Annotated in this window: 20 protein-coding genes; 9 read left to right on the top strand and 11 right to left on the bottom strand. The window is 71.5% G+C overall.

Annotation, left to right across the window (positions count from 1 at the left end; translation table 11 throughout):
* Positions 1–5: 5 nt before the first annotated feature.
* On the bottom strand, positions 6–1,382 hold the full coding sequence (locus HG543_RS12320) for an APC family permease (RefSeq protein ID WP_169344920.1): 1,377 nt from the start codon (positions 1,380–1,382) through the stop codon (positions 6–8).
* Positions 1,383–1,589: 207 nt separating this feature from the next.
* On the opposite strand from HG543_RS12320, the gene HG543_RS12315 reads away from it, so the two are divergent.
* A complete protein-coding gene (locus HG543_RS12315; RefSeq protein WP_169344919.1) occupies positions 1,590–2,129 on the top strand; it encodes a hypothetical protein in 540 nt (179 codons plus the stop codon).
* A 228-nt stretch (positions 2,130–2,357) separates the two neighbouring features.
* Positions 2,358–2,654 (top strand): cupin domain-containing protein, encoded by a 297-nt coding sequence (locus HG543_RS12310; RefSeq protein WP_169344918.1) that lies wholly within the window; start codon positions 2,358–2,360, stop codon positions 2,652–2,654.
* Here the strand turns inward: HG543_RS12310 and HG543_RS12305 are convergent.
* Complete coding sequence (locus HG543_RS12305) at positions 2,641–3,834, bottom strand: acyltransferase family protein (protein WP_169344917.1); 1,194 nt, start codon at positions 3,832–3,834, stop codon at positions 2,641–2,643. The two genes, HG543_RS12310 and HG543_RS12305, sit on opposite strands and share 14 nt — an antisense overlap.
* 167 nt (positions 3,835–4,001) lie before the next feature.
* Between HG543_RS12305 and HG543_RS12300 the strand changes: the two genes are divergently transcribed.
* Together HG543_RS12300 and HG543_RS12295 are read left to right on the top strand one after the other, a co-directional pair.
* Positions 4,002–5,360, top strand: a complete 1,359-nt coding sequence (locus HG543_RS12300) for a vanadium-dependent haloperoxidase (RefSeq protein WP_169344916.1) — start codon at positions 4,002–4,004, stop codon at positions 5,358–5,360.
* A gap of 28 nt (positions 5,361–5,388) precedes the next feature.
* Positions 5,389–5,607, top strand: coding sequence for a hypothetical protein (locus HG543_RS12295; RefSeq protein WP_171817769.1), 219 nt, complete (start codon positions 5,389–5,391; stop codon positions 5,605–5,607).
* A gap of 90 nt (positions 5,608–5,697) precedes the next feature.
* On the opposite strand, the gene HG543_RS12290 is transcribed toward HG543_RS12295, so the two are convergent.
* A complete protein-coding gene (locus HG543_RS12290; protein WP_169344915.1) occupies positions 5,698–6,123 on the bottom strand; it encodes a VOC family protein in 426 nt (141 codons plus the stop codon).
* 69 nt (positions 6,124–6,192) lie between these two features.
* On the opposite strand from HG543_RS12290, the gene HG543_RS12285 reads away from it, so the two are divergent.
* Entirely contained in the window at positions 6,193–6,795 is a 603-nt protein-coding gene (locus tag HG543_RS12285) for a TetR/AcrR family transcriptional regulator (RefSeq protein WP_169344914.1), read from the top strand.
* Between the two features lie 19 nt (positions 6,796–6,814).
* Here the strand turns inward: HG543_RS12285 and ettA are convergent, their stop codons facing one another.
* Positions 6,815–8,494, bottom strand: a complete 1,680-nt coding sequence (ettA, locus tag HG543_RS12280) for an energy-dependent translational throttle protein EttA (RefSeq protein WP_169344913.1) — start codon at positions 8,492–8,494, stop codon at positions 6,815–6,817.
* 375 nt (positions 8,495–8,869) lie between these two features.
* Between ettA and HG543_RS12275 the strand changes: the two genes are divergently transcribed.
* The 3 genes from HG543_RS12275 to HG543_RS12265 all read left to right on the top strand — a co-directional run bounded on the left by HG543_RS12275 (position 8,870) and on the right by HG543_RS12265 (position 11,539).
* Complete coding sequence (locus tag HG543_RS12275) at positions 8,870–9,232, top strand: YciI family protein (RefSeq protein WP_169344912.1); 363 nt, start codon at positions 8,870–8,872, stop codon at positions 9,230–9,232.
* Positions 9,233–9,244: 12 nt separating this feature from the next.
* Positions 9,245–10,510: a DUF6596 domain-containing protein gene (locus HG543_RS12270; protein WP_169344911.1), complete on the top strand. Its 1,266-nt coding sequence runs from the start codon at positions 9,245–9,247 to the stop codon at positions 10,508–10,510.
* A 99-nt stretch (positions 10,511–10,609) separates the two neighbouring features.
* Entirely contained in the window at positions 10,610–11,539 is a 930-nt protein-coding gene (locus tag HG543_RS12265) for a hypothetical protein (protein WP_169344910.1), read from the top strand.
* 68 nt (positions 11,540–11,607) lie between these two features.
* Here the strand turns inward: HG543_RS12265 and HG543_RS12260 are convergent, their stop codons facing one another.
* The gene (locus HG543_RS12260) at positions 11,608–12,504 is read right to left on the bottom strand and encodes an NAD-dependent epimerase/dehydratase family protein (protein WP_169344909.1); all 897 of its coding nucleotides are present in this window, start codon (positions 12,502–12,504) and stop codon (positions 11,608–11,610) included.
* A gap of 200 nt (positions 12,505–12,704) precedes the next feature.
* Here HG543_RS12260 and HG543_RS12255 point away from each other — a divergent pair, with 200 nt between their 5' ends.
* Entirely contained in the window at positions 12,705–13,610 is a 906-nt protein-coding gene (locus HG543_RS12255; protein ID WP_169344908.1) for a LysR substrate-binding domain-containing protein, read from the top strand.
* Between the two features lie 30 nt (positions 13,611–13,640).
* Here the strand turns inward: HG543_RS12255 and HG543_RS12250 are convergent, their stop codons facing one another.
* The 6 genes from HG543_RS12250 to HG543_RS12225 all read right to left on the bottom strand — a co-directional run bounded on the left by HG543_RS12250 (position 13,641) and on the right by HG543_RS12225 (position 24,847).
* The gene (locus HG543_RS12250) at positions 13,641–14,711 is read right to left on the bottom strand and encodes a hypothetical protein (protein WP_169344907.1); all 1,071 of its coding nucleotides are present in this window, start codon (positions 14,709–14,711) and stop codon (positions 13,641–13,643) included.
* Positions 14,708–16,378, bottom strand: coding sequence for a hypothetical protein (locus HG543_RS12245; RefSeq protein ID WP_169344906.1), 1,671 nt, complete (start codon positions 16,376–16,378; stop codon positions 14,708–14,710). Before HG543_RS12245 ends, HG543_RS12250 begins: the two co-directional genes overlap by 4 nt.
* Before the next feature lie 92 nt (positions 16,379–16,470).
* Positions 16,471–18,423, bottom strand: coding sequence for a CBM96 family carbohydrate-binding protein (locus tag HG543_RS12240; RefSeq protein ID WP_169344905.1), 1,953 nt, complete (start codon positions 18,421–18,423; stop codon positions 16,471–16,473).
* A 314-nt stretch (positions 18,424–18,737) separates the two neighbouring features.
* Entirely contained in the window at positions 18,738–19,826 is a 1,089-nt protein-coding gene (locus HG543_RS12235) for a metallophosphoesterase (RefSeq protein WP_169344904.1), read from the bottom strand.
* 64 nt (positions 19,827–19,890) lie between these two features.
* Positions 19,891–21,099, bottom strand: coding sequence for a LamG domain-containing protein (locus tag HG543_RS12230; protein ID WP_169344903.1), 1,209 nt, complete (start codon positions 21,097–21,099; stop codon positions 19,891–19,893).
* 208 nt (positions 21,100–21,307) lie between these two features.
* Positions 21,308–24,847 (bottom strand): neutral/alkaline non-lysosomal ceramidase N-terminal domain-containing protein, encoded by a 3,540-nt coding sequence (locus HG543_RS12225; protein WP_169344902.1) that lies wholly within the window; start codon positions 24,845–24,847, stop codon positions 21,308–21,310.
* Between the last annotated feature and the right edge of the window lie 142 nt (positions 24,848–24,989).

Below are 24,989 nucleotides of genomic sequence, written 5' to 3'. Positions count from 1 at the left end.
TACGGTCATCCGCCCAGGCGTTGGGAAACGACTTCATCACCCGCCGCCCTGCTCCCCTTGCGCCGCCAGTACAGGAACACGGGCACGCCCGCGCCAAGCAGCAAGACGCCCTTGAGCGCGTTCAGGGGGTTGGACGCCGCCGAGCCCACCACGACATACAGCGCGGCGGCGATGAAGAGCAGCGGCGTGAGCGGGTAGCCCGGCACGCGGTAGGCCACGCGGGGCACGAGCCCCCGGCGCTCGCGGGAGCGGTAGACGAAGAGCGTGGCCGCCGTGGCGCCGAAGACGAGCCAGTCCGCGAAGACGACGTAGTCGAGCAGCTCGCCGTACGTCCCCGTCCCCGTGAGCAGGATGGCCCAGGCCGCCTGGAAGACGATGGCCGTGGCGGGGGTGCGGTAGCGCGGGTGCAGCCGGGCGAGCTGCGGGAAGAACAGCCCGTCCGCGGCCATGGCCTGGTACACGCGCGGCGAGACGAGGATGACGAGGTTGAGGAACCCGAACGTGGAGAGCGCCACCCCCGCGGTGATGAACGTGCGCCCCCCGGACCCGAGCAGCTGGCCGAGCGCGTCCGCCGCCGGAGCGCTGCTCGCCGCCAGCCCCGTCGCGCCGAGCGTGCGCAGGTAGGTGAGGTTCGCCAGCAGGTACACCGTCACCACGCCGATGACGCCGAGCAACAGCGCGCGCGGCAGGTTGCGCGCCGGGTCCACCATCTCCTCGGCCACGAAGTTCGTCTGCTGCCACCCGCCGTAGCTGAAGAGCACCGGGACGAGCGCCGCGCCCACGGCGAGCACGAGCGAGTCCGGCGCCTCTGGGGGAACGGCGGCCTCCACCGCGGGCGAGGCCCCGGCGAGCAGCAGCCCCGCCCCCACGAGCACCGCGAGCGCCAGCAGCTTGAGCACGGTGAAGACGTTCTGCGTGAGCGCCCCGGGCCGTACACCGAAGTAGTTCACCCCGGAGAGCAGGACGATGGCGCCGACGGCGAGCGGAAGCCGGTAGCCCTCCCCCAGCCCCGTCAGCGCGAGCGTGTAGTTGGCGAACGTCACGGCCACCGCGGCGATGGCCCCGGTGGCAATCATGAGCATCATTCCCCACGCATTGAGGAAGGCCGGCAGCGCGCCGAAGGCATCGCGCAGGTAGACGTAGCTGCCGCCCGCCTTCGGGATGCGCTGCCCCAATTCGCCGTAGACGAACGCGCCGATGAGCGCCACCCCGCCACCGAGCAACCACACCCCCAGTGTCAGCGCGGGCGTGTGCACGCGCTGCGCGACGATGGCGGGGTTGAGGAAGATGCCCGAGCCGATGATGCCGCCGATGACGAGCATCACGCCGGAGAAAAGACCGACCCGCCGCGCGTAGCCATCCGTGGGAGTGGAAGAATCCATGTGCCGTGGAGCATAGCTCCCGGCGCGTCCGTGCTCGCAGGCCAGCAGGGCCGTCACTCGCGCCGCGTGCGTGGACGCCACGAGGCGGATGCTTTACCTTGCTCACACGCTTATCTCGCTTCGACAGTATTTCTGGAATATGTCGATGTTTGCGGCGCGATGATGCGTGATTGGCTCGCCAATCATTCCCCCTCAAGACAGACACCCATGAACTCCTTCAAGACGTGCAGCCTCGCGGTGGTGACCCTTGCCCTCGGCGCGTGTGGTCCCGCGCCGGAAGGGAAGGAGCAGGCTCCCAGCGGCGCCGAGCTCGCCCAGGCCGAGGCGGCGGTGACCAGGCCCATCCCGAATACGACGTGCGTCGTCGAGGCGACGTCCCCGTACACCTACGACAACGTCACGGTGAGCGCCCAGGCCTCCGTGTGGGACTGCGACCAGGACTACCCCATCATCTACATCTGCTCGATCGTGGAGCTCCGCTCGGTGAGCAGCACGGGCACCGTCACCTGGACGGCCCTGCCGGGCAGCCGGAGCTGCTGGCCCGAGACGAACACCGACTTCGGCGGCCAGACGGCGAACCGGGTGACCTATACCCCTGGTAGCGTCTACCGTCAGCGCGCGCAGGCGGCCATCAAGCTGAACGCCACGACGTGGACCCCGGCGCAGCCGTCGAGCTGCACCACCCTGGCCAACGACATCCCGTGCACGTTCACCAGCGTGGTGTCCGCTGGCGTCACGATTCGTTGATTCGCGCCTCCCAGGCGTGAACCACCGAGGGTCCGGCCGGGGCGCCACTCGCGGGCCGGACCTTCGCCGTTACAGGGCGCGCCGGCTTCAGCTCCCCGGAGGTGGGTGAGCGACGCGCCGGACCTTCCGCCGCAAGACACAGCCTCCCCACATCGGTACCGGCACAGTGCCGCGCGCGAGGCCCGGGCACCTTCTGTTCCCGTCTGGCATTGGCTATAGCCGCCGCCCATGAGCCTGATGAATCTCGTGTCGGAAGCCGCGGCGCTGCCGCACGCGTGGCGCTCGCGGGTGCTGGGGCGGGTCGGACAAGCGAACGTGAAGGTGCTGCGCATGGACGCGATGCCGCTCGAGGAGGAGCGCCATCCGTACGACGAGGCGCTGCTGGTGCTCGAAGGCCACATGGAGCTGACCGTGCCCGAGGCCTCCGTCACCGTGCGCACCGGCGAGCTGTACCTCGTGCCGGCCGGGACGCCTCACTCCGTGAAGGAGGGCAGCCGGGGCACGCTGGTCATCATCGACCTGTAGCCTGCGTCCCCATGTCGAGCGGCGCCTGGAGCGCCGGCTTCACGCGCGCGGACAGCCTGTCGCGCAGCCAGCGGCGGGCGGGCTCCTCCACGTAGCGGAAGACGGCGAGCGACGCGGCCACGCACAGCAGCGAATAGCCGATGAAGAAGGCCGGCCCCCGGGACCACCAGCCGAGGCCCAGGTATGTGTCCGCGGCCTGGAGCCAGTTGTTGACGGGCGAGTGCAGCAGGTAGAGCGCGTAGCTGGCCTCGCCCAGCTTCACCATGAAGGGCCGCGCCAGGAAGCGCGAGAGCGGGTCCGCCCCCCCGGCCAGGCCCCAGATGAGGCACATGAAGCCGGGCAGCATCGCCATGTCCTTGAAGTACAGCGCGGGGCGGCCCCACGTCAGGCCCAGCAGCACCAGGCTCGAGCCCACGCCCAGCGCCACCATCGCCCGGTCGAAGGACGCGGACGCCCGCCCGTCACGCTGACGCAGGCAGAACAGCCGGCCCAGGAAGACGCCACAGAGGAACTGGGGCAACCGCAGCAGCGGGTTGTACGCGCCCACCACCTTCCACGCGTCCCGGTCGAAGCCGCTCCCGTGCTCCGTGCCCCACCACAGGACGAAGAGCCAGACGCCCATGAGCAGCACGCCCACGAGCGCCGACACGCCCAGGGCCACGAGGAGCCGCCGGGCCCCCATGCGCAGCACGGGCAGCGCCGCGAAGGGGAACACCAGATAGAAGAACGCCTCCACCGACAGCGACCAGCCCGGACAGTTCCACTGACAGGCCGCGGCGGGGAACCACGCCTGCGACAGCCCGCCCACGGCCGCGCCGATGCCCGTCACCGTCCACAGCGACTGTCCCGTGAGGCCCTGCTGCTGGAACAGCTTGCCCACGAAGATGGGCGCGGCGAGCAGCAGGCCGAGCAGGTACACCGGATAGACGCGCGCGAAGCGGGCCACCCAGAACGAGCGCCTGGGCACCTCGACCTCCGACTCCGCGCCCAGGTAGCTGTAGGCGAGGATGAAGCCGGAGAGGATGAAGAACAGCGTCACGCTGTTGGAGCCGCTGTCCGCCACGTTCGCCAGCCACGTCGGCATCCCGCTCCGCTCCAGGTAGTGGAACACCACCACGTGGAAGGCCGCCAGGAAGCGCAGGCCGGTGAGCGCGGGCAACGGGCGGAGAGCGGTCCTCATGAAGACAGGCGCGGCAGCATGCATGAGCGCATGCGGTGCGGCAACACTCCGTGGCCGCGCCTCCGCGACAATCCGCCCGCTCCCCCGCTGTCCCACCGAGTCGCACGCGCCCCACACCCGATGCGGCACCGGGGGCGAATGGCCTGCGGGGGACGAAGGCTGACAAGATGGCCGACGGCCTGCTCGCCTGCACGCCGACGGAGTCTCCCATGCCGCACGCCCGCTCCAACGTCCCCCTTCCCGTCCTCTCCTTCCGAAAAGCCCTCCACCGCGCGGCCGCCGTCACCTGCGGCCTGCTGGCCCTCACCGTTTTCGCCTGGCCCACGCCGGGCCGAGCGGATGTCGTCGCCGAGTGGAACCACCTGACGCTGAAGCTGGAGTCCCCGCGCGCCTTCGTGCTGCTCACCCGCGTGGGAGCCCTGACCCAGGTGGCCATGCACGACGCCATCAACGCGCTGCCGGACCAGCGGCGCTTCGCCACGTACCTGCCGCCCGTGCCGGCGCCTCCGGGTGCTTCCGCCGAGGCCGCCGCCGTGGCCGCGGCCCACCGGGTGATTCTCCGGTACGTGCTGACCGTCCACCCCGAGAACAGCGCCCTCATCGCCCTGATTGAAGCGCGGTACGCGGCGTCGCTCGCGGCCATCCCGGACGGGCCCGCGAAGGAGAAGGGGCTCCAGGTCGGCGAGGCCACGGCGGAGCAGCTCTGGGCCGTGCGCGACGCGGACGGCTGGGACAACCCGGACGGGATTTCCTACGTCTTCCCCACGCCCGCGCCGGGCGTCTGGAGGCCGGTGCCGCCGGCGGCTCCGGGCACCGTGCCACCCTTCTATTGGTGGAACCGTGTGACGCCGTGGGTGATGCGCGACGCGTCCCAGTTCCTGACGCAGCCGCCGCTCTCGCTCACGAGCAAGGTGTACCTGCGCGACGTGGTGGAGACGTGGGCCTACGGAAGCAACGACAGCCGGCTGCGCACGGCCGACCAGTCCTTCGCGGCCCGCTGGTGGGGTGAATGCCAGGAGACGAGCACCGCGGGCGTCGTCGGCCTCATGGCGGCGCAGCTCGTCGAGGACCACGGCGAGGACCTGTACGACAGCGCCCGCATCTTCGCGCTCGTCACGATGGCGCAGGCGGACGCCATCATCTCCAACGTGGACAGCAAGGCCACCTGGAGCTTCTGGCGCCCCATCACCGCCATCCGCGAGGGCGGTGACGCGGACTGGACGCCGTACCTCGCCACGCCTCCGACGCAGGAGTACCCCGCCGGCCATCCGATGGTCAGCGGCGCCGGGCTGTACATGCTCGCGAGGTTCTACGGCCAGGGCCCGCTCGCGCGGCCGCTGAGCATCACCAGCCCGGACTGCGGCACCCGGACGTTCCGCAGCCTCGACGCGGCCGTCGACGAGGTCATCAACGCGCGCATCTGGGGCGGCATGCACTACCGGCACTCGGGCGTCGTGGGCGCGCGCACCGGCAAGCAGATTGCCCACTGGGTGCACGCCCACGCGCTCCGGCCGCTGGAAGACTGACGGCCCCGAGGTACGCTGGGGTCCGCCGATGCCCCTGGACCCCCGCGATACCCTTCCCGACGTGCGCGACGGCCTCACCCGCGTGGAGCGCATCATCCTCCACACGCTGCACCAACTGGAGCAGCAGCAGGGAGGCCGCGCCGTGCCCACGGCCATGCTCTACGGGTACGTCGTCGAGCACGTGAATCTCCGCCCCGACGAGTTCCAGGACATCCTCGCGCGGCTCGTGGGCCGCCGGGTGCCTTGAGGCACCGCACCGGGAACGGCCACCGCGAGCGCGCGGATGCCATGCGCTCGCGAAGCCGCGGGTGAACCGGCGCAACCCCACTCCCTTCCCTCAGCGCGGAAGCGCCGCGTCCGCGTACTGCGCCGCGAACTCGGCCGTGGGCGGGATGGGCTTGATGACGTCAATCATCACGCCGTTCGGGTCCGCGGTGATGAAGTGCCGCTGGCCGAAGGGCTCGTCGCGCAGCGTGCGGAGGACGGGCAGCTTCGCCTCCTGCACGCGCGCATAGACGGCGTCCGGGTCTTCCACCTCGAAGTTGAGCAGCAGGGAGGACGTCTTCCCGCGCCCCTCCGGTGGAATCGTCTCGTGGTCGTTGCGCACGATGCCGAGGTTGACGCCCGGGTCCTCCGACGACTGGAGGTGCACGTACCAGTCGCTCTCGAACAGCGGCTTGAAGCGGAAGTGCGTCACGTAGAAGCGGGCCGTCCCCGCCACGTCGGGGGTCAGCAGCACCGGATAGTAGGAGGTCGTCTTCATTGTTCCGTTCCCTCGCCGTTCGACATACAGTCTGTATGTTTCTTCCCAACTAACATACAGGCTGCATGTATGCAACGTAAGCCCACCCGGCGGACGAATCAGGAGCGGACGGAGGTGACGCGGGGCGACCTGCTCACGGCGGCGCGCAAGCTGTTCACCGAGCGCTCGTACGCGGAGACGAGCACGCCGGACATCGTGGCGGAGGCCGGGGTGACGCGGGGCGCGCTGTACCACCACTTCGCGGACAAGCAGGCGCTGTTCCGAGCCGTGGTGGAGCAGGAGGCGCTCGCCGTCGCGGAGGAAATCGAGCGGGCCACGCCACTGTCCCTGCCCGTGCGCAAGGCGCTGCTCGCCGGAGCGGATGCCTACCTCGCGGCCATGGCGGTGCCAGGCCGCACGCGCCTGCTGCTGCTGGACGGGCCGGCGGTGCTCGGCCGCGCGGAGATGGACGGAATCGACCTGCGCCACGCGGGCCGCACCCTGCGCGAGGGGTTGGCCGCGGCGATGGGCGAGGGTGTCATCGCGAAGAGCCCCATCGATGCACTGACGGGACTGCTCTCCGCGGCGTTCGACCGGGCGGCCCTGGCCGTCGACGCGGGTGCTTCCGCCGCGGACTACCGGGCCGCCCTCGTCGCGCTGGTGGAGGGGCTCTTCACCTCGAAGAAGCGCTGAGCCCCTCGGCCGGGCCTCATCAGCTCTTGCTGATGGGGCGGTAGCGGATGCGGTGCGGCTCCAGGGCCTCGGGGCCGAGCCGCTTCTTCTTGTCGGCCTCGTAGTCCTGGAAGTTGCCCTCGAAGAAGAACACCTTGCTGTCGCCCTCGAAGGCCAGGATGTGCGTGGCGATGCGGTCCAGGAACCAGCGGTCGTGGCTGATGACCACCGCGCAGCCCGCGAAGCCCAGCAGCGCGTCCTCCAGGCTCCGCAGCGTCTCCACGTCCAGGTCGTTCGTGGGCTCGTCGAGCAGCAGCAGGTTGCCGCCGCTCTTGAGCATCTTCGCCAGGTGCACGCGGTTGCGCTCGCCGCCGGACAGGTCCTTCACGCGCTTCTGCTGGTCCTGGCCCTTGAAGGCGAAGCCCGCCAGGTACGCGCGGCTCGGAATCTGGCCGCCCTTGCCCAGGTCCAGGTGGTCCAGCCCGCCGCTGACCTCCTGGAACACCGAGTTCTCACCATTGAGCGCGTCGCGGCTCTGGTCCACGTAGGCCAGCTTCACCGTCTCGCCGACGCGCAGCTCGCCCGCGTCCGGCTTCTCGACGCCGGTCATCATCCGGAACAGCGTCGTCTTGCCGGCGCCGTTGGGTCCAATCACGCCGACGATGCCACCGGGCGGCAGCTTGAAGTTGAGGTCGTCGATGAGCAGCCGGTCGCCGTATGCCTTGCGCAGCCCCTTCGCCTCCACCACCAGGCCGCCCAGCCGGGGGGCCGGGGGGATGATGATTTCGCCCGTGGGGTCGCGCTTCTCCTGCGACTGGTTGAGCAGCTCCTCGTACGCGGCGATACGCGCCTTGCTCTTGGCCTGACGCGCCTTGGGCGACTGGCGCACCCATTCCAGCTCGCGCTTGAGCGTCTTCTGCCGGTGGCTCTCCGCCTTCTCCTCCAGCGCCAGCCGGTTCTGCTTCTGCTCCAGCCAGCTGGAGTAGTTGCCCTTCCAGGGCACGCCCTCGCCGCGGTCCAGCTCCAGGATCCACTCCGCCGCGTTGTCGAGGAAGTAGCGGTCGTGGGTGATGCAGACGATGGTGCCCTTGTACTCCTTCAGCGCCTGCTCCAGCCACGCGACGCTCTCCGCGTCCAGGTGGTTGGTGGGCTCGTCGAGGAGCAGCAGGTCCGGCTTCTCCAGCAGGATGCGGCACAGCGCCACGCGGCGCTTCTCACCGCCGGACAGCGTCGTCACGTCCGCGTCGCCCGGAGGCAGGCGCAGCGCGTCCATGGCCATCTCCAGGGTGCGGTCCAGCTCCCAGCCGTTCACCGCGTCGATGGCGTCCTGGAGCCGGGCCTGCTCGGCGAGCAGCTTCTCCATGGCGGTGTCGTCCATGGGCTCGGCGAACTTCGCGCTGATCTCGTTGAAGCGGTCCAGCGTGGCGCGGACCTCCTTGAGGCCCAGCTCCACGTTGCCCTTCACGTCGAGCGTGGGGTCGAGCTGGGGCTCCTGCGCCAGGTAGCCCACCTTGGCGCCCGGGTCCGGCTTGGCCACGCCGAAGAACTCCGTGTCCACGCCGGCCATGATGCGCAGCAGCGTCGACTTACCGGAGCCGTTGGGGCCGATGACACCAATCTTCGCGCCCGGGAAGAACGACAGGTAGATGCCCTTGAGGATCTCCTTGCCATTCTTGACCTTGCGCAGGTCCTGCATCGTGAAGATGAAATTCTGGGCCATCGCGGCTTTCCTGCCTCCGGCGGGGTGAGGGGCACTGCGGATACCAGGGAGCAACAGCGCACTCAAGCCGCGAGCGTCCCCACTGCCCCCGAGGCCCGGAGGGGCGTCGACGCTCGGCAGCCCCCGACGCGTGCCCGGGGCACCGACCGGCGAGTCCCCGTTCCGCCGCCCGGTGACCGTCCGGTAACGGGCACTGCCACCCTCGCGGAGACCGGGAGCGGGTCAGGGACTATCCGACATCCCCATGAGCCGGGGGCGCCGCGGCGAGTGTGGTGGCCCGGGAAAATGTCGCGAAAAATGCCTGTCGATTTCCGCGAGCCCCGGACGACCACTCTTCGGGGAGGCTCTACTCCCCCCGAATCCCCGAGGAACACCATGCGCTACGTGCTGACCATCTACGAGAACGAGAAGCTGTGGGAGGCGCTGTCGAAGGAAGAGGCCGACCAGGTGATGGGCGAGTACTTCACCTTCACCGATGGCATCCGGAAGAGCGGCAACTACCTGGGCGGCGAGGCGCTCCAGCCCGTGGCCACGGCCACCACGGTGCGCATCCGCGACGGCAAGCGTCTGACGACGGACGGCCCCTTCGCCGAGACGAAGGAGCAGCTCGGCGGCTTCTATCTCATCGAGGCGGAGAACATCGACCAGGCCATCGCCATCGCCTCGCGCATTCCCACCGCCCGCACCGGCTGCGTCGAGGTGCGCCCCGTCATGGAAGTCATGTCGGATCAGGGCTAGACACGCACCCGCGTGAGCACCCCGGCCTCCCTGCTGGAGCGGACCTACCGCGAGGACCATGGCCGCATCGTGGCCACCGTCATCCGTGTGCTCGGCGGGGACTTCGGCGCCGCCGAGGAGGTGGTGCAGGAGGCCTTCGCGGACGCGCTCGTCCAGTGGCCTCGCGAGGGTGCGCCTCGCGAGCCTCGGGCATGGCTCATCCGCGCCGCGCGCAACAAGGCGGTGGACCGGGTGCGGCGCGGGGTGCGCCTGGGCGCCCGCGTGGACGCGCTGGAGGTGGTGGCGCGCATCGAGCAGGAGCTGGCGCCACCGCCGGATGGCTCGGAGTGGGAGGGCTTTCCCGACGACACGCTGCGCCTGCTCTTCACCTGCTGCCACCCGGCGCTCGCGCCCGAGGCGCAGGTGGCGCTCGCGCTGCGCACGCTGTGCGGCCTCACCACGGAGGAGGTGGCGCACGCCTTCCTCGTGCCCCCGGCGACGATGGCGCAGCGGCTGGTGCGCGCGCAGCGGAAGATTCGGGACGCGGGCATTCCGTACATCGTGCCGGAGCCGGACGCGCTGGGCGAGCGCACGCGCGGGGTGCTGCACACCGTGTACCTCGTCTTCTCCGAGGGCTACGCGGCGACGGACGGCCCGGAGTTGCTGCGGGTCGAACTGTGCGCGGAGGCGCTGCGGCTGGGCCGGCTCGCGCGCTCGTTGTTGCCTCGGCATGCGGAGGTGGCGTCCCTGCTCGCGCTGATGTTGCTGCACCACTCGCGCCGCCGCGCGCGGGTGGCGGCGGATGGTGGGCTGGTGCTGTTGGACAGGCAGGACCGCGCGCTGTGGGACCGCGAGGCGATTCGCGAGGGGCTCGCCGAGCTGGACGCGGCGCTCGCGCTGGGCGGGCGGGGGCCGTACACGCTGCAGGCCGCCATCGCGGCACTGCACGCACAGGCGGCCCGCCCGGAGGACACGGACTGGGCGCAGATTGCCGTGCTCTACGAGCGGCTGTGCGAGCTGTCACCGGGCCCCGTCGTGGAGCTCAACCGCGCGGCGGCGGTGGCCATGGCCCGGGGGCCCGAGCACGGACTGGCGCTGGTGGATGACCTGGAGACCTCTGGGCGCCTCACCGACTACCACCTGCTGCCCGCCGCTCGCGCCGAGCTGCTGCGGCGCATGGGACGGGTGAAGGAAGCCGTGGCCAGCTACCGCCGCGCGCTCGCCCTGGTGAAGACGGCCCCGGAGCGACGCTTCCTGGAGGAGCGGTTGGCGGAGCTGCTGGGAGGCGCAAACACCTAGAGGATGCAGGTGCATCCTGGCACTCAACTGCAAATCCCTATTGAACTCCCCAGCCTCACCGTCCGACGCTCGCCCCGCGGTGCGGACAGAGGAGTCAGCATGGCGACATTCCTGGGTGGCTTCTACGTCGAGGCTTCTGGAGCTGACGCGGTGCGCGACATCTACCAGGAAGCCCTCCAGTTCCTGGAAGAGGAGTGGGACGCGGAGCCCGCCGACCCCAAGGGATGGAAGCTGGTCGTGGAGGCCCGGGAGGGCTCTCCGTTCATGTTCGTCGAGCTGGCACAGCCCGTCGACGCGAAGGACCGCCTCGACTCCTTCGATTTCGCCCAGGACCACCCCGCCTTCCCATCAGGGCTCTCCTCCAGACTCGACTGTGTCGTCGCCGCCTTCGGTTTCGACTCCCGGACGGAATACGAGTTCGTCGAGCTTTTCGAAGGCGGGCACCAGACCGAGATGTGGACCCGCGGCCTCGGGGACGACGACTCCGACGAATCAGGGGATGAGGACTCCGATGAGTCGGAGGACTCGCGCGACAATCCGCCCCTGACGCGGCTGGCCTCCGAGTACGGGGTGAGCCGTGAAGCCCTCTTCGACCTCTGCTCGGACAGCCACGGCCTCGACATTCCCCTGGACCAACCCCTCTCCGAGGAGCGCCTGCGGCAATACTTCGCGGCGCTGGCGCCCATGCCGCGTCCGCCCGCCCCGGCGGAGAAGGCAAACCTGCGCGTGGCACTTCCGCAGTCCGTCATCAACGCGGCGACCGCCCTGGCGACTCAGCAGGGCATGTCGTTCAGCGAGACCATCCGCCAGGCCTTCGAGAACATGCTCCCGCTGCTGAGGGAGCGCATCGAGCAGGACCCCGATGCCCTCTCCCGGCAGGTGGCCACCGCGGGGAACGACCCGCGAGTCTTCTGCGAGCTCCACCTGCCCGAGGAACTGCAGAAGACGCTGCAGAAGCTCATCGTCCTCTCCGACAGGCCCGCGGGGTGGCTGCTGTGCGCGGCATTCCGGCTCAGCCAGTCACGGTAGCCCCCGCGCTCAGGGAGCCCAGGTGGAATGGAACTTCCATTCCGCAGCCGGCACCGCGTACCGGCCCGCTACAGCAACGCCTTCCAGGCAGCCAGATACGTGGACGCCTCGGCGCTGAAGCCCGTGTGCAGGGGCTCCCAGCCCAGCAGCCTGCGCGCCTTCGAGGCGTCCGCCACCTGGTCCAGCGCGAGGCACTCCGCGAGCTGGCGCATGCCCTCGGGCGCCTGTGACGGCGGCACGAAGGTGACGCGCGCCTTGCCACCGGCGGCCCGTACCACCGCGTCCACCATGTCGCGCACGCGCTCACGCGAGCCATCGCCGAGGAGGAAGGTTTCCCCCGACACGTTCCGCTCCGCCGCGCGCACGTACGCGTCCGCCAGGTCCTCCACGTGCACCGTCACCCAGTGGTTCGCGCCGTCGCCGAAGACGCGCAGCTCCCCTTCCACCGCGCCCTGGAACCACATACCGGTGAGGCTGCCCGAGCGCCCGTACACCACGCCCGGACGCAGCACGACGCCGCGCACGCTCTCCGCCGTCAGCACCCGCTGCTCCACCGCGGGCCGCCAGGCCACCTTCGCGTGCGGCCGCAGCGGCGTCGCCTCGTCCACCGCCACGCCGCCCGTGTCTCCCTGCACCCAGATGCCGCTCGTGTAGAGCACCGTCGGCTTCTGCGCCCCCGCCGCCCCCTGCCTCAGGAAGACGTCCAGCACCTTGCCGTCCAGCTCCGCCGCGTCCGCCGCGTAGTCCACCGCCGCGTGCACCCGCACGCTGGCGCGCGCTGCCTCGTCCGCCCATTCCGCGGGCGCCTGGAGCGTCCCGAGCACCGGGTGGATTTCCTCCTGCTCCAGCAGCTTCGCCTTGGCCGGCGTGCGCACCAGCCCCACCACCTCGTGCCCCGCCCGCCGGAAAGCCCGCGCCACGTGAAAACCGATGGTACCCGTCGCACCCGTGATGAAGACCTTCATGACCGTGCTCCTCTTCTCGTGCACGGGGCCTGCCCCGCGCCGTGACTCGGCGGATGAACACCCGCCAGGAATTCTTCCCGGCGGAGCCAGGATGGGCTCCGCTTCGACACCGTGGATGTAACCCCGTCCCCATGCGTTGATAATCTGGCCCTTCATGGAAGGACTTTTTCCAATCCGGAAAGAGTCTCCCAGGAGGGCACGTGGACCAGCTCGGTGCGATGACGGTGTTCCGGCGGGTGGTGGAGGCAGGCAGCTACTCCGGCGCCGCCCGCGCGCTGCGCATCTCGGTGGCCAGCGCGAGCAAGCAGGTGGCCTGGCTGGAGCAGCGGCTGGGCGCGCGGCTCCTGCACCGCACCACGCGCCGGCTCGCGCTCACCGAGGCGGGCCGCGAGTACCACGCGCGCTGCGGCCGCATCCTCGACGAGGTGGCGGAGGCCAACGCCCGGGTCGCCGAGCGCGAGGCCGCCGTGCGCGGCAGCCTCCGTCTCACCGCGCCCGTCTCGTTCGGGCTGCTCCACATGAGCGCGCCCATCACCACCTTCGCGCGCAACCACCCCGACGTACGCGTGGAGCTGGCGCTGACCGATAGGATGGTGGACCTCGTCGAGGAGGGCTTCGACGTCGCGGTGCGCATGTCGGCACGGCCCCCGGACACGTCGCTCGTGTCGGTGAAGCTCGCGCGGGCCCGCCGCGTGGTGTGCGCGGCCCCGGGCTACCTGAAGCGAGAGGGGCGGCCTCGCAAGCCCGCCGACCTCGCGCGGCACCGCTGTCTCATCAACCCGGACACCGTGGCGCCCACCACGTGGCTGCTACGAGGCCCAGAGGGCCCCATCGCCGCGGAGGTCCATGCCGCGCTCTCCGTCAACAGCAGCATCTCGCTGCGCGACGCCGCGCTCGCGGAGCTGGGACTCGCGCTCCTGCCGGAGTTCGCCGTCGCGGAGGAACTGCGGGGAGGGCGCCTGGAAGCGGTGCTCACCACCTACGAGCCCGAGCCGCTGCACATCTACGCGCTCCATCCCCACGGGCGCTTCATGCCCCGGCGCGTCCGGCTCTTCTTGGACGCGCTCCGCGAGCAGTTCTCCGGCGCCGGGTGGCGGGCCCGATAGCGGGCACCGCGCACCCGGACGCGACTCCGACTACGGCTTCGTGCCCGCGGCCGTCGCTTCGGAGGACGTGGCGGTCTTCATCCACGCCGAGCAGGCCGCCTTCGCTGGCTCCAGCTCCTTCTCCGACCGCTGCTCCACGATGGGGCACAGGTACGCCTCGCGCCACTGCGACAGCGCGCCCGCCGAGCGCTCCACGTGCACGGCCTCCACGGTGTCCGCGCCCACGACGAGCGTCTCCTTCAGACCGTCGTCGTCGAGGTCCGCCTCCACCATCGTGGTCGGCTTGCCCTTGCGCATCAGGTCCAGCGAGAGCCGCCGCACCGCCTGCGTCCCCGACACCTGGAACACCTCCAGCACGCCCGGCTTGCCCGCGCCCGGCTCGTCCTTCAGCAGCCACACGTCGGACCCCACCGTCCGCACCGGCACGTAGCGGTGCCGGTCTCCTGGCACCAGCTCCGCGTACGCGAGCCGCCCGTGGTCCGAGCGCACCACCCACGACTTGCCCGTCCCCGACAGGCGGCACAGCTGCGTCACCGTGTCCTGCGCCCCGCCCAGCGGCAGCGGCGTGCAGCGGAAGTCACCCTGCACGCGCTCGCACGCCTGCGCCTCCTCCTCCGCGGCCTCCTCGGCTTCCTCCTCCACCGGCGGCATCGGCGTCACCCCATCCATCGAGGCCCACTCCGACACCACCGACGACAGCACCGGCAGGTCCTTGCGCTCGACGGCCTGACGGAAGCGCTGCTCCAGCGCCTCGCCGCCCCGCGCCTTCTGCGCCTCCTCCAGCGAGGCCCGCAGCGCCGCCGGCACCTCCGCCTCCTGCATCCGCGACTTCAGCGTGCCGGCCTCGCCGCGCCAGCTCGCCGTCAGCCACGTCTGCACCCGCTCCAGCGCGCGGCGCTCGGTGGCCCGGGCGGTCTCCGCCTCGCTCAGTCGTCCCTTGAGCCGCTCCACCTCCGCCGTCAGCGCCTGCGCCTTCGTCTCCTCGGCGCGCAGCTCCGCCTGCGCCGCCTCGAGCCGCTTCTGCGCCGCCGCCTTCCCCGCGTCCTCGCCACAGCCCGCGAGCATCAGCCCCACCAGTCCCAACACGACGACCCGCTTCATGGCGTCACCTCCCCGGCCACCTTGCCTTCGGTTCCCGCATCACTCCCCTCGGGCGCGGCGACGGCGGGGGCCGCCGGCTCACACGCCTCCAGGTACGCGGCCGGGAAGCGCTTGGGCTCCTTCTTCAGCGCCTCGCACACCTCGTTCTCGTCCAACGCCTGCACGGGCTCCGCGTCGTCGCCCTTCTCGTGCGAGAAGCGGACGGCCTGCACCGTTCCGTTGGACAGGCCCACCAGCATCGGGCCCTTCATCCCGGGCAGCGGGTCCAGGACCAGCGCGTCGTCCTTGCGCAGCACCTCCTCGAACTCGAACTGCGTATGCAGCGGCGTCAGCACGTCCGCCGAGTCCGCCGCGCTTCCACCCCGCCACAGCGCCGTCAGCGGCCGGTGCTCCAGCACGTAGGTGGTCAGGCTCGACTCCAGCTCCTTGTCGTCGTCCGACAGCTTCCGCGTCTGCACCGTCACCACGAAGTGGCCCGGGGCCGGCGAGGCCTCCAGCCACGCCCTGCGCGACACGGCGGCCGGCGTCGGGGGCAGCGGGTTGCCGTCCTCGTCCGTCGTCGCGGGCTCCTCGGGTTGCTCCGGCTCGCACGCGGCGCGGCACTGCTGGAACTCCAGCTCCTTCGCCGCCAGCTCGGCCTCGCGCTTCGCCTCCTCGACGGCGGCCTCGGCGGCCTCCGCGGCCAGCCGCGCCTCGCGCACCTCGGGAGTCTCGTCGGGCTCGTCCTCCTCGCCGTCCCCGCAGCCGCAGCCGCCCTCGTCATCGTGATGGTCGGGCGTCGGGTCGCACGCGCACGGGTCCTCGTAGCGGTCGAACTGAACGTCGCACTGGTGGAGGCAGGAGTTCTTCTCCGTCTCGGCCGCGCACGTCGCGAGCCCCGTCGTGTTGGGCGGGTGGTACAGCTCGTCCGTGGGGCTGGGGAAGTCGCTCGCGTACAGGTGTCCCTGGTACTCGTAGACGATGCGCACCACCTCCTGCGTGGTGGGCAGGTCATCCTGGGCGTAGGTCGAGCTTCCGGCGGACGTGGGCTCGGGGTACTCGAAGGACGCGGTGCAGAAGGCCGCGGCGGGCAGCGTGTCCGCCGTGCTGGCCACGGACTCACACGTCCACGCCGGCCACAGGGACAGCCGCGCGGGGACGCCCTCGCAGACGTCCTCGTAGGGCTTCGCCTCGCAGGGGCCGCAGTCGCTGGACTCCTCCGGCTCCTCGGCCTGGGCCTCCGCCTGCTGCTCCGGCGCCTCTTCCTTCTTCACCTCCACGCAGGGCCGCTCTGAATCCAACAGGCCGGTGGCCAGCGCGAGCAGCTCCTTCGAGTCCTTCTTGCGCGTGGCCTCCTCCAGGAGGAAGCCGGACCGGGCGGCCTTCAGGTTGGCCTGCATGACGTCGTCCGGCTTCAGCTCGCTGCCCTCGGCCTCGGCGAGGTACGCGCCCGCGGCCAGGGTGCGGTGGTACGCGCTGTTCGCCGCGTCCGCCTGCGCTCGCGTCTCGGCAATCTGCCCGGTGAGCTTCGTGCGCTCCTGCTCCAGGCTCTCCCGGTGGGCCTTTGCCTCGGCGAGCTTCTTCTCCGCCGCGGCGGCCTCCTGCTCCTTCTTCTCCCGCTCCGGGTTGCTACACGCGCACAACGCGAGCAGCACCAGGGCGGACCCCAGGCTTCTTGAACGGCTCATGTGTCGGTACTCCCCCTCTAGCGGAGGGAGCATCGCGCAACAGGCTGACCGCTGTCAGCCATGGGGTCCGCCCAACCCACCCCGGCGCCTGATTAGTTGAAGCGCAACATAACCAGGGGGAACGGGCCGAGGTTGTAGTCGAAGGTCTGCCCGTCCACGGTGAGCGGGTCCGTCAGCATGCTCGTCAGCATCGGCTCGCCCGTGCTGAGCATCAGGAAGTGGGGCTTGTTCAGGGGGTGCGACTCGTCCCAGCCCACGCGCGGGTCGATGAAGGTGCGCGACCAGCGGTGCTCCCCGTCCAGCCCGTAGTGCGCGAGGAAGGGCGTCTCGTACTGGCCCAGGTAGCCGCCGCCCAGGTCGGCGGCGCTGCCCATCCGTCCGGCGAGGATGAGCGTGCCGTCATACCGGGCCCCCAGCCCCAGCGCGGAGACGGTGGCCCACGGGCTGCCATGCAGCTTCGCCCAGGCCTCCACGCCCGAGTCGGTGATGAACGCCAGCGCCAGCCCCGACGTCCAGCCGGGCGGGTCCACCTGGATGCGGCTGCCCGCGAACTGGAAGCCGCCCCGCAGGTTGAAGGCGAACGCCCAGCCCACGTTCGTCGCCACCGCCGACTCGACGGCGCCCGTCGCGCCGTCCAGCACCCGCGTCCAGGAGGGCGTGCCGTCCGGGAGATACCGGGCGATGAACGGCGTGGTGGGCGCGCCCGTCGCCGTCGTGCCGCCGAGGATGGCTCCCAGGCCGAGCCCGCCGCCCACGAGCACGGAGCCGTCGCCGTTCACCGCGAGCGCCCGGACGCGCGTGCCCTCCTGTCCGGTGGGAATCGCGTGGGACCACAGGTGCTGGGCATCCCAGCCGATGCGCGCCACGAAGCCGGCCATCTGCTGGGGCGTGGTGGCGCCCGCGTCGAACGTCGTGCCTCCCAGCGTCAGCTGCCCCCGGAAGTCACCGGCCACCACCAGGCTGCCGTTGGCGTCCGTGCGCACCGCGCTCACGCTCACCGTGCCCCCGGTGGGCGCGTAGGTCATGAACCAGTCCAGGCTTCCGTCCGGCTTCAGCTTCAGCAGCAGCAGGTTGCGGCTCCCCACGGGCGCTGACTGGAGCAGCCGGCCGTGCAGGGTGAGCTGTGAGTAGTCCGCCGCCACCATGAGGTTGCCGAGCGGGGTGACGGCGAAGCGGAAGTTGGCGTTGCCCTGGGCGAAGGCGCGCGTCAGCTTGACGGAGCCGTCCAGGGCGAAGCGCCGGAGCACGTACTGGCCGGAGTCGTCCCGGGTCATCGTCGTCCACCCGCCGTCGCGCCAGTCCGCGCTCGCGTGCACGAGCGACTCGGATTGCGAGAAGTCCATCCGCGTGGCCTGGGTCAGCCGGCCGCCGAGGCCGTCACCGTGGTAGTTGCACTTGGGGCCCAGCGTGAGGACGAGCTGCGGCGGCCGCGTGCCGCCGTCCCCCTCGCGCGAGGTGAACACGGCGCCGTCCCCGCTGGTGCTGACCAGGGCGAAGGAGAAGCCGTCCTCCCCCTCGTCCGTGTCCATCACCGACGTCACGTCGAACTCGTTCCACGCCTCGTCCACCACCGCCATGGGGCCGTGGAGGACGGGCCCCACGGGCAGCGGCTTGTTCCAGGTGATGAAGTTCGCGGACTGCCAGTAATCGACGGAGTGGAGAGAGAAGCCGCCAGACGCACCGTCACGGGCCCACAGGCGCAGCTTCGCGCCCAGCACGGGACGGCCGTCGAGGCTCGGATTGAAGTTGAGGTAGACGCGCTGCTTCGGGCTGCCGTCCACCGCCAGGCGCTCCGCCGTGGCGAAGGACGTGTCGGGTGACTCCTCGGTGACGTAGGTGTCCTGGTACACCGTCGACACCAGCTCCTCCACGGTGCCCTCACAGTCGGACACGGCGCTCGTCGTGCTCGACGCTCCGTCCGGAGGTGCCACCTCCTCCGTGGGCCGCTCCCTCGTGCTGACCTCTTCGACCGGGAGGGGCTGCCCCCCTTCCGCCGCCGTCACCTCGTCACCCGCCGGGCCACACCCCACCTGAAGTGCCAGCATGGCCGCCGCGACCACTCCCACCTGCCCTCGCACGCTCGCTCCCCTTCCCCAACGCCGCATTGCACCGTGCTCCTGTCACAGCCCCCGCCGTGCGCCTGTGCAGTGCGGGTGCCATGACGAGAGCCGAACGAAACGCGCGGATGGGGACGCGGCGCGGGGCCCAGGTGGCGTGGCCCGCACTCACGAAGGGAAGCGGCGTTCCCCAAAGGGGCACCACGGGGCGCTCCCGGAGAAGGCGCGGTGCGGGGGCGGAGGGGACACGGCGCGCGGGCCCGTCCCGGCGCGGGACACGGAATGCACGCGCGACGCGGCGCTCACTCCCGCCGCAGCGTGATGACGGCCAGCTCGGGCGGAGCGCCCAGCCGCACCGGCGGCCCGGTGGTGCCGGCCCCCCGGTTCACGTACAGCCACGAGCGTCCCCGCCGGTACAGGCCGGCGGTCCACTCGGTGATGACCCGCGCCAGCGACAGGCGTCGAATCCCCGGCACTCCGAGCTGCCCGCCGTGCGTGTGGCCGGAGAGCGTCAGCTCCACGCCGCGCTCCACCGCCTGGGGGAACAGGTCCGGGTCGTGCGCGAGCAGCACCGTGGGCGAGCCCTCCGGCCTCGCCGCGAGCGCCCGCGACAGGTCATGCCGCGAGGTCCAGGTGTCATCCACGCCCGCGACGTAGAGGCGCGCCTCGCCCCGCCGTACGACGACGCCCCGGTTGCGCAGCACGTGCAAGCCATTGCGCTCCAGCTCGCGCACCAGCTGCTCGCCGTCGGTGAAGTAGTCGTGGTTGCCCATGCTGACGTAGGCGCCGTCCTTCGCGCGCAGCCCACCGAGCGCCCGCGCCACGGCCTCGACATGGGAGGAGCCGTGGGTAATCAGGTCGCCCGTCACCGTCACCAGGTCCAGGCCGAGCCCGTTGAGCCGCGACACCCAGCCGGCCACCTTCTCCTCCGGCACGTGGGGACCGCAGTGCACGTCGGAGAGCTGACCGATGCGGTAGCCGTCCAGCTCCGGCGGCAGTCCGGCGATGCGCACCGTCCGCCTGCGCAGCCGGGGCCGGCCGAGCACCGCGTCTCCACCCAGCAGCAGGGCCACGGCTCCCGCGAGCCCCCACGTCGCGTCCGCGGGCGTGCCTGCCCGGATGGCCAGCAAGGCGGGGAGCATGAGCACGTCGAACACCAGGCAGGCGGACCACCAGCCCAGCGCCACGTAGGTCGACGGCGCGCGCGGCGTCGTCGTCCACGGACTCTGGAGCTGCTTCAGGTAGGGCCACGAGACGCCCAGCGCGGCGAGCGCCGGAAGGGGCGTCCGGGTGAGCCAGCACAGCCACAGCACCGGAGGGAGCTGGACGACGGTGACGAGTGCCGCCGCCATCAGCTGGAAGCGGCCCTGGAGACGCGTTCGGAGGGACATCGGACCTCGGTGATTAATCGCCCCGTGGCTCGTGCGCCGTGGGGTTCGGCCTCCGCCCGCCCTGCTAGCGGCCGGGCACGGGCGTGCCCGCGTCCGCCGCCGGGGCCGGAGGTGCGTCGGAGGGGCCCCACTGCGTGTTGCGGGCGAAGCCATGGGCCTCGTTGCCGCTGCGGTCCGAGACGCGCTGGCCCTTCCCTTCATTCATGGGCCACCAGGCCAGCAGGCCGTCCTCGTTCTCCTCCGGAGGGTTGTCCATGCCCTCCCGAATCTGGTCCTGCGTTCGGGCGACGCTCCAGATGCGCACGTCGCGGATGTTGCCGTTGAAGCCCCGCTCGGCGCCGCCGCCCCTGGCGCCAACGGCCCAGCGCGCGCGGATGGGATAGGCCCCGCCCTCCGTGAGCGGCTGGGACTCGGACAGCAGCTCGCCATTGCGGTAGAGCCTCCACTGCGAGCCGTCGAAGGTGCCCGCCACGTGGACCCAGTTGTTCAGGTCCTGCGCGGGCATGCTCGAGCTCGTAATCCCGAAGGGCTTGCCGTCCATGCTGGAGCCGACCTGGTAGTTCCGGAACACGATGCGCAGGAAGATTTCCCCACCGGGGTTCGAGACGAAGCCCCGGGCGATGATGTTCTGGACGCTGTTGGGGTTCGTCGGGCGAATCCAGGCCTCCATCGTGATGGGTCCGGTGATTTCCAGGGCCAGGGGCTCGCCCAGGTCCACGAAGGACGTGGTGCCGTTGAAGGTCAGCACCTGGGCCTTCGGAGGCGGGTCGGCCGGAGGCTGCTCCACCACCGGTCCGGAGCCGCCCGTGCCGGGTGGCTCCTCCTGTCCACCCCGGCGCAGCAGCAGGCCCGTCACCAGGGCGATGAGGAGCACGGCCCCGGCGGACACCGGAATCCACCAGGGGAAGCGCTTCATCGGAGGCGCCACCGGCGCGGGGACCTTGAACGCCACCGAGGGCCCGTCCGCGAAGTGCTCGTCGGGGTTGGCCTGGTCCGCCACCAGCAGATGGAAGGCGTGCTCGCCCGCTCCCCGTGACGGAGGAATGGCCACCTGCACCAGGAAGACGTGCGTGCCGTTGGGCGGGAAGTCGCGCTCGGCATCCCCCGCGAGCGAGAGCCACTCGGGGGGCGTGGCTCCCTCGGGCACCACGACGGCCCTGCCCCGGACGGGGCGGCCGAGCGAGTTGGTGACGGTGAACGCCACCTCGCCCTTCCGGTTCCCGTCGAGCCGCAGCGACGGTGAGGTGGTGGTGATGTCGAATGCGCGGGCCATGAGACACCTCCAGTCACGGACGGCCGGCCGGGGCTCCTCGCCCCATGGTTGGAGAGTGGCCACAGCCGTCGTGACGGGCGGCGCACGCCTCCGCCGCCGCCCGGGGCCGGAGCGAGGCTGCGCGGCATCCTCCGCCCGTCCCAGCCTCCCCATGGGGAGGCGCGGTCAGGCGCGCCAGGCCCTGGCGCCCTCCGCCCCCTCATCCGCGTCAGGTCAGGACGACGCCCTGGGGCGTGCGCGCCACCTTCGCGCGGTGGCGCTCGCGCCGGCGCCAGTCGATGTAGACGAGCTCGGCGGTGCCGTCGTGCAGCAGGCGCAGCTTGCACCAGCCGTTGTTGCCCATGTCCTCGCGCAGGGGGCCTCCGCCCGCGGCCTTCCAGCCGGAGAAGCGGTGCTCGTACTCGGCCCAGCGCACCGGCGCGGCGCTCTTCGGCGCGTCCCCCGGCTTCAGCGTGTAGTACGGGTAGCCCGCGTGGCCGATGCAGCTCGCCACGAACGGCCCCAGCGCGGAGGGCTCGTAGAGCGCGGCGTGGTGCACGTTGCCCCAGAACCACAGGTCCACGAGGCCGGCGTCGACGATGCCGCGCAGGTCCTCCTTCAGGAGGTCCGTCGTCTTCGCGCTGCCGAAGTCCCAGCCGTGCTCGGAGGTGAGCAGGATGTTCATGCGCGCGTCGCGCCCCTCCCGCAGCCACCCGCGCACCAACTCCAGCACCTCCGGCTCGATGCGGCCGTACTTCCACCAGGCGGTGTCCACGCCGACAATCTGGAAGCGGTCCGAGACGAGCCGGAAGGTCGCGCCCTCCTGCTTCTGCCGCTCCGGGTAGCGGTCGCGCTTCTTGTCCAGCCAGGCGTGGAACGTCGTGCCCCGGCTGTACATCTCGTGGTTGCCCGCGAGCATGAACAGCTCCGTGTTCTCGAGCAGGGGCTCCAGGGGCTCGGCGAAGAAGTGCTCGAACTCCTGGCGCGTGCCCGCGTAGTACACGTCCCCCAGGTGGATGGCGTAGGGGCACGCGGTGAGCTGCCGCGCGATGTAGCGCGCATGGGGCAGCCCGTTGCCGAAGTCGGAGAACAGCGCCACCTCCACCGGCGTCTCCTTCGTCGGCGAGGCCAGCGGGTAGGTGAAGCGGGAGTTGAACGCGCCGTTGCGCCGGACCGGGTCCAGCTTCAACAGCCGCGTGTGGTACAGGCCCCCGGCGAAGACCACGTAGGACAGCCAGTCCGCCTTCGTCTCGAACCGGGTGTTCGTCGGGTCGATGGGGATGGCGTCCGGGTCGTACCCGTCGAAGGTGAAGCCCTCCGGCAGCCGGATGGCGGGGGCGGCCTTCGTCGGCGCCGGTGGCGCGAAGGCCTCCAACATCACCGCGCCCTCGGGCGTCTCGGCGCGCTCCCGCAGCGCGGCGACCGTCTTGCGCGCCAGGGCGGCGGCCTCCTCATCGGAGGGCTGCGCGCTGGCGTCGATGCGCGCGGAGAGGAGCCGGCCCACGCCGACGGGGTCTCGCTCCGCCTCGCGAAGGAGTTCCTCCACCTCGACCGGGCCCATGGGCGGGACGCCCTCGTCCTCGGTCTCCGGAGGAGGCACGGCTCGCGCCCGCGAGCGCGCGTTGGCCAGGGCGGGCGCGACGGCGGACGCCGCGGTGAACGGCGACAGCTCCAGCACGACGCGGGGCTCCGCGGGAGCGACCCCCAGCTCCGGCGCGCGCTCGAGCACCACGGAGCGGGCGCTGAAGGGCGCGGGAGGACGGGGGATGGCCTCGATGGACAGGCCCTCCAGTGACGCGTCGAGCTCGAAGCGCGCCTGCCACACGTGGCGCCCTTCCCCGAAGAGCGGCTCGTCCAGCAGCCGCACCTCCACCGGGTTCAGGAGATGGACCTCCTCGGGCCCGCCGCTGGCGCGAAGCTCCAACTGGACCCGGAGCACGTCCTCCGGCGCATGCTCCGCGGGCCACGCCCACCAGGCGAACACGGTGCGCCCCTCGCGGTGGCCGCCCGAGGCGATGGCCTCACCGGAGGTCGCGGTGGCGGCGAGTGCCGCGGATGTGCCCGAGCCTCCGCCCTCGGCGGGTGCATTCGAGCGCTCCGTGACGACGAGCGGCGCCGAGCGCTTCAGGGTGAGGGACGCGGCCGGGGGCGCGGCGGCGCGCGGCGCGATGGACGCTTCCGCCTCCTCGGGCGCCTCCAGCTGGAAGGCGGCCACCTCGCGTCCGGGCGCGGCGAAGGGCGCGCTCCGGGCGAGCCGCGCCAGCCGCGCCGCGAGGTGGTTGACGCTCTCCGAGCCATAGAGCGTCGAGGCGCCCTCGTAGTGCTGGAGGAGGAACTCCGCGCGCGTGGTGAAGTAGCCCGCGAAGTCCCCCGCGTAGCCCAGCACCGACGCGGTGGCCAGGCCCGGCAGCCGGCGCAGGGCGGACTCAATCTGGAAGGCGGCGCACGCCGTGGGCTCTCCCGGCACCGTGGCGAAGGCATGGTCCGCCACCCGCACCACGTGCAGCGCGTGGCACGGCGAGGGCTTCAGGTTGGCCAGCCCCTTCAGCAGCGACCCCACCACGCCGAGCGCGGGCACCTTGGGGAACTGCGGATGGCCGGGCGCGAACTTCCCGCCCCGCATCCCCTCTCGCACCAGCCCCGGATACAGCAGCGAGCGGCCATCCTCCGCCCCCGCGAGCGCGGGCGCGCCCAGCTCCCACTTCGCCAGACGCGTGCCCGGCAGGCCCGCGACGTCCGAGCCCGGCGCGGGCACCCACTCCTCGAACCAGCTCTGGAGCGAGATGGGTACCAGCCGCGGCGGCCGCGCATGCGAGGCCAGGATGGTGCGCGCCACCTCCGCGCCGACGAAGCGCGCCAGGTCCACGCCCTGCTTCTTCGGCCCCTTGTAGTGGGACGCATCATCTCCCGGAGGCGTGGGAGACGCGTCCCCCGCTCCCGACAGCCCCACCAGGGTGATGGGCGCGCCGTGCGTCACGTCCTGCTCCACGAGCGACGCGGCGATGCCCGTCCAGTCCGGCGCGTAGTACTTCTGGTCCACGCCCAGCGCCGTGTTGTGACAGCCGAAGGTGGCGAACGTGCCGATGCGGCGCCCCTCGTCGTCATACGCGGACAGGATGACCACGCGAGGGTCCACCGCGAGCTGCTCCGCGGAGCGGGGGCCTTCACTTCCATCCCGGTAGCCGGGGAACGCCGGGTCGCTGTTCCAGTGCGCGGCCTCCGGATTCTCCCGGAAGGGGGCGAGGCTCCGGTTGCGGCTCACGCCCCACAGGCGCTCCGTCTGGAGCGAGATGCGCGCGGGGCGGGCCGTGCGCCACGCCTCCTCGATGGCGTCCGCGATGGCCCGCGCGAGGTCATCCGCGAGCCGCCGCCGGAAGCCGGGCACGCTCTGGGCAATCGTGTCGTAGAGGTTGTTGCCGTAGAAGCCGCCGGGCGCCGTGTGCGTGTGCGTGCCCATGAGGACGATCTGGTGCACGTCCAGCCCCGAGGCCCCCTGCCGCGTCAGCGCCGCGGCGCGTTCGTGCAGGTAGCGCGAGGCCGACATCAGGTCCGCCGTCACGAACGCCACCACGTGCCCCGCGTCGTCCTCCAGCACCAGGGCCCGCGCGCACAGCTCCCAGGCCGCCCGCCTCCCCGCCTTGCCCATGAGCGAATACCCTGCCATGGGAATGCCGTCCGGCAGGGTGAAGGGCACCGCGGCGACACCACACCGGGCTCCGCGAGCCGCCCGCTTCGTGGGTTCCCGCTCGAACAGGGCTGACGCTCCCATCGCTTCCGGCATCGTGGATTCCCCCTGCGAGTCTTCTCCCCTGCTCTAACAACCCGCACTGACAAGCCGCAATCGCCCACCAGGGAATGAGCCCGCATCCGAGAGACGTGATGTCGCCCCGACCGCGTTCCGCCGCGCCTCC

This window comes from Pyxidicoccus fallax, from assembly GCF_012933655.1.
In the GTDB taxonomy this organism is placed as follows: domain Bacteria; phylum Myxococcota; class Myxococcia; order Myxococcales; family Myxococcaceae; genus Myxococcus; species Myxococcus fallax.
Note: the sequence above shows the minus strand (reverse complement) of the source record. Positions and strands in the feature narration are given on the sequence as shown.

Excerpts from the sequence above, each read along its gene's own strand:
- HG543_RS12320 (WP_169344920.1), bottom strand. The coding sequence starts at position 1,382 with ATGGATTCTTCCACTCCCACGGATGGCTACGCGCGGCGGGTCGGTCTT.
- HG543_RS12315 (WP_169344919.1), top strand. The coding sequence starts at position 1,590 with ATGAACTCCTTCAAGACGTGCAGCCTCGCGGTGGTGACCCTTGCCCTC.
- HG543_RS12310 (WP_169344918.1), top strand. The coding sequence starts at position 2,358 with ATGAGCCTGATGAATCTCGTGTCGGAAGCCGCGGCGCTGCCGCACGCG.
- HG543_RS12305 (WP_169344917.1), bottom strand. The coding sequence starts at position 3,834 with ATGAGGACCGCTCTCCGCCCGTTGCCCGCGCTCACCGGCCTGCGCTTC.
- HG543_RS12300 (WP_169344916.1), top strand. The coding sequence starts at position 4,002 with ATGGCCGACGGCCTGCTCGCCTGCACGCCGACGGAGTCTCCCATGCCG.
- HG543_RS12295 (WP_171817769.1), top strand. The coding sequence starts at position 5,389 with ATGCCCCTGGACCCCCGCGATACCCTTCCCGACGTGCGCGACGGCCTC.
- HG543_RS12290 (WP_169344915.1), bottom strand. The coding sequence starts at position 6,123 with ATGAAGACGACCTCCTACTATCCGGTGCTGCTGACCCCCGACGTGGCG.
- HG543_RS12285 (WP_169344914.1), top strand. The coding sequence starts at position 6,193 with ATGCAACGTAAGCCCACCCGGCGGACGAATCAGGAGCGGACGGAGGTG.
- ettA (WP_169344913.1), bottom strand. The coding sequence starts at position 8,494 with ATGGCCCAGAATTTCATCTTCACGATGCAGGACCTGCGCAAGGTCAAG.
- HG543_RS12275 (WP_169344912.1), top strand. The coding sequence starts at position 8,870 with ATGCGCTACGTGCTGACCATCTACGAGAACGAGAAGCTGTGGGAGGCG.
- HG543_RS12265 (WP_169344910.1), top strand. The coding sequence starts at position 10,610 with ATGGCGACATTCCTGGGTGGCTTCTACGTCGAGGCTTCTGGAGCTGAC.
- HG543_RS12260 (WP_169344909.1), bottom strand. The coding sequence starts at position 12,504 with ATGAAGGTCTTCATCACGGGTGCGACGGGTACCATCGGTTTTCACGTG.
- HG543_RS12250 (WP_169344907.1), bottom strand. The coding sequence starts at position 14,711 with ATGAAGCGGGTCGTCGTGTTGGGACTGGTGGGGCTGATGCTCGCGGGC.
- HG543_RS12245 (WP_169344906.1), bottom strand. The coding sequence starts at position 16,378 with ATGAGCCGTTCAAGAAGCCTGGGGTCCGCCCTGGTGCTGCTCGCGTTG.
- HG543_RS12240 (WP_169344905.1), bottom strand. The coding sequence starts at position 18,423 with ATGCTGGCACTTCAGGTGGGGTGTGGCCCGGCGGGTGACGAGGTGACG.
- HG543_RS12235 (WP_169344904.1), bottom strand. The coding sequence starts at position 19,826 with ATGTCCCTCCGAACGCGTCTCCAGGGCCGCTTCCAGCTGATGGCGGCG.
- HG543_RS12230 (WP_169344903.1), bottom strand. The coding sequence starts at position 21,099 with ATGGCCCGCGCATTCGACATCACCACCACCTCACCGTCGCTGCGGCTC.
- HG543_RS12225 (WP_169344902.1), bottom strand. The coding sequence starts at position 24,847 with ATGGGAGCGTCAGCCCTGTTCGAGCGGGAACCCACGAAGCGGGCGGCT.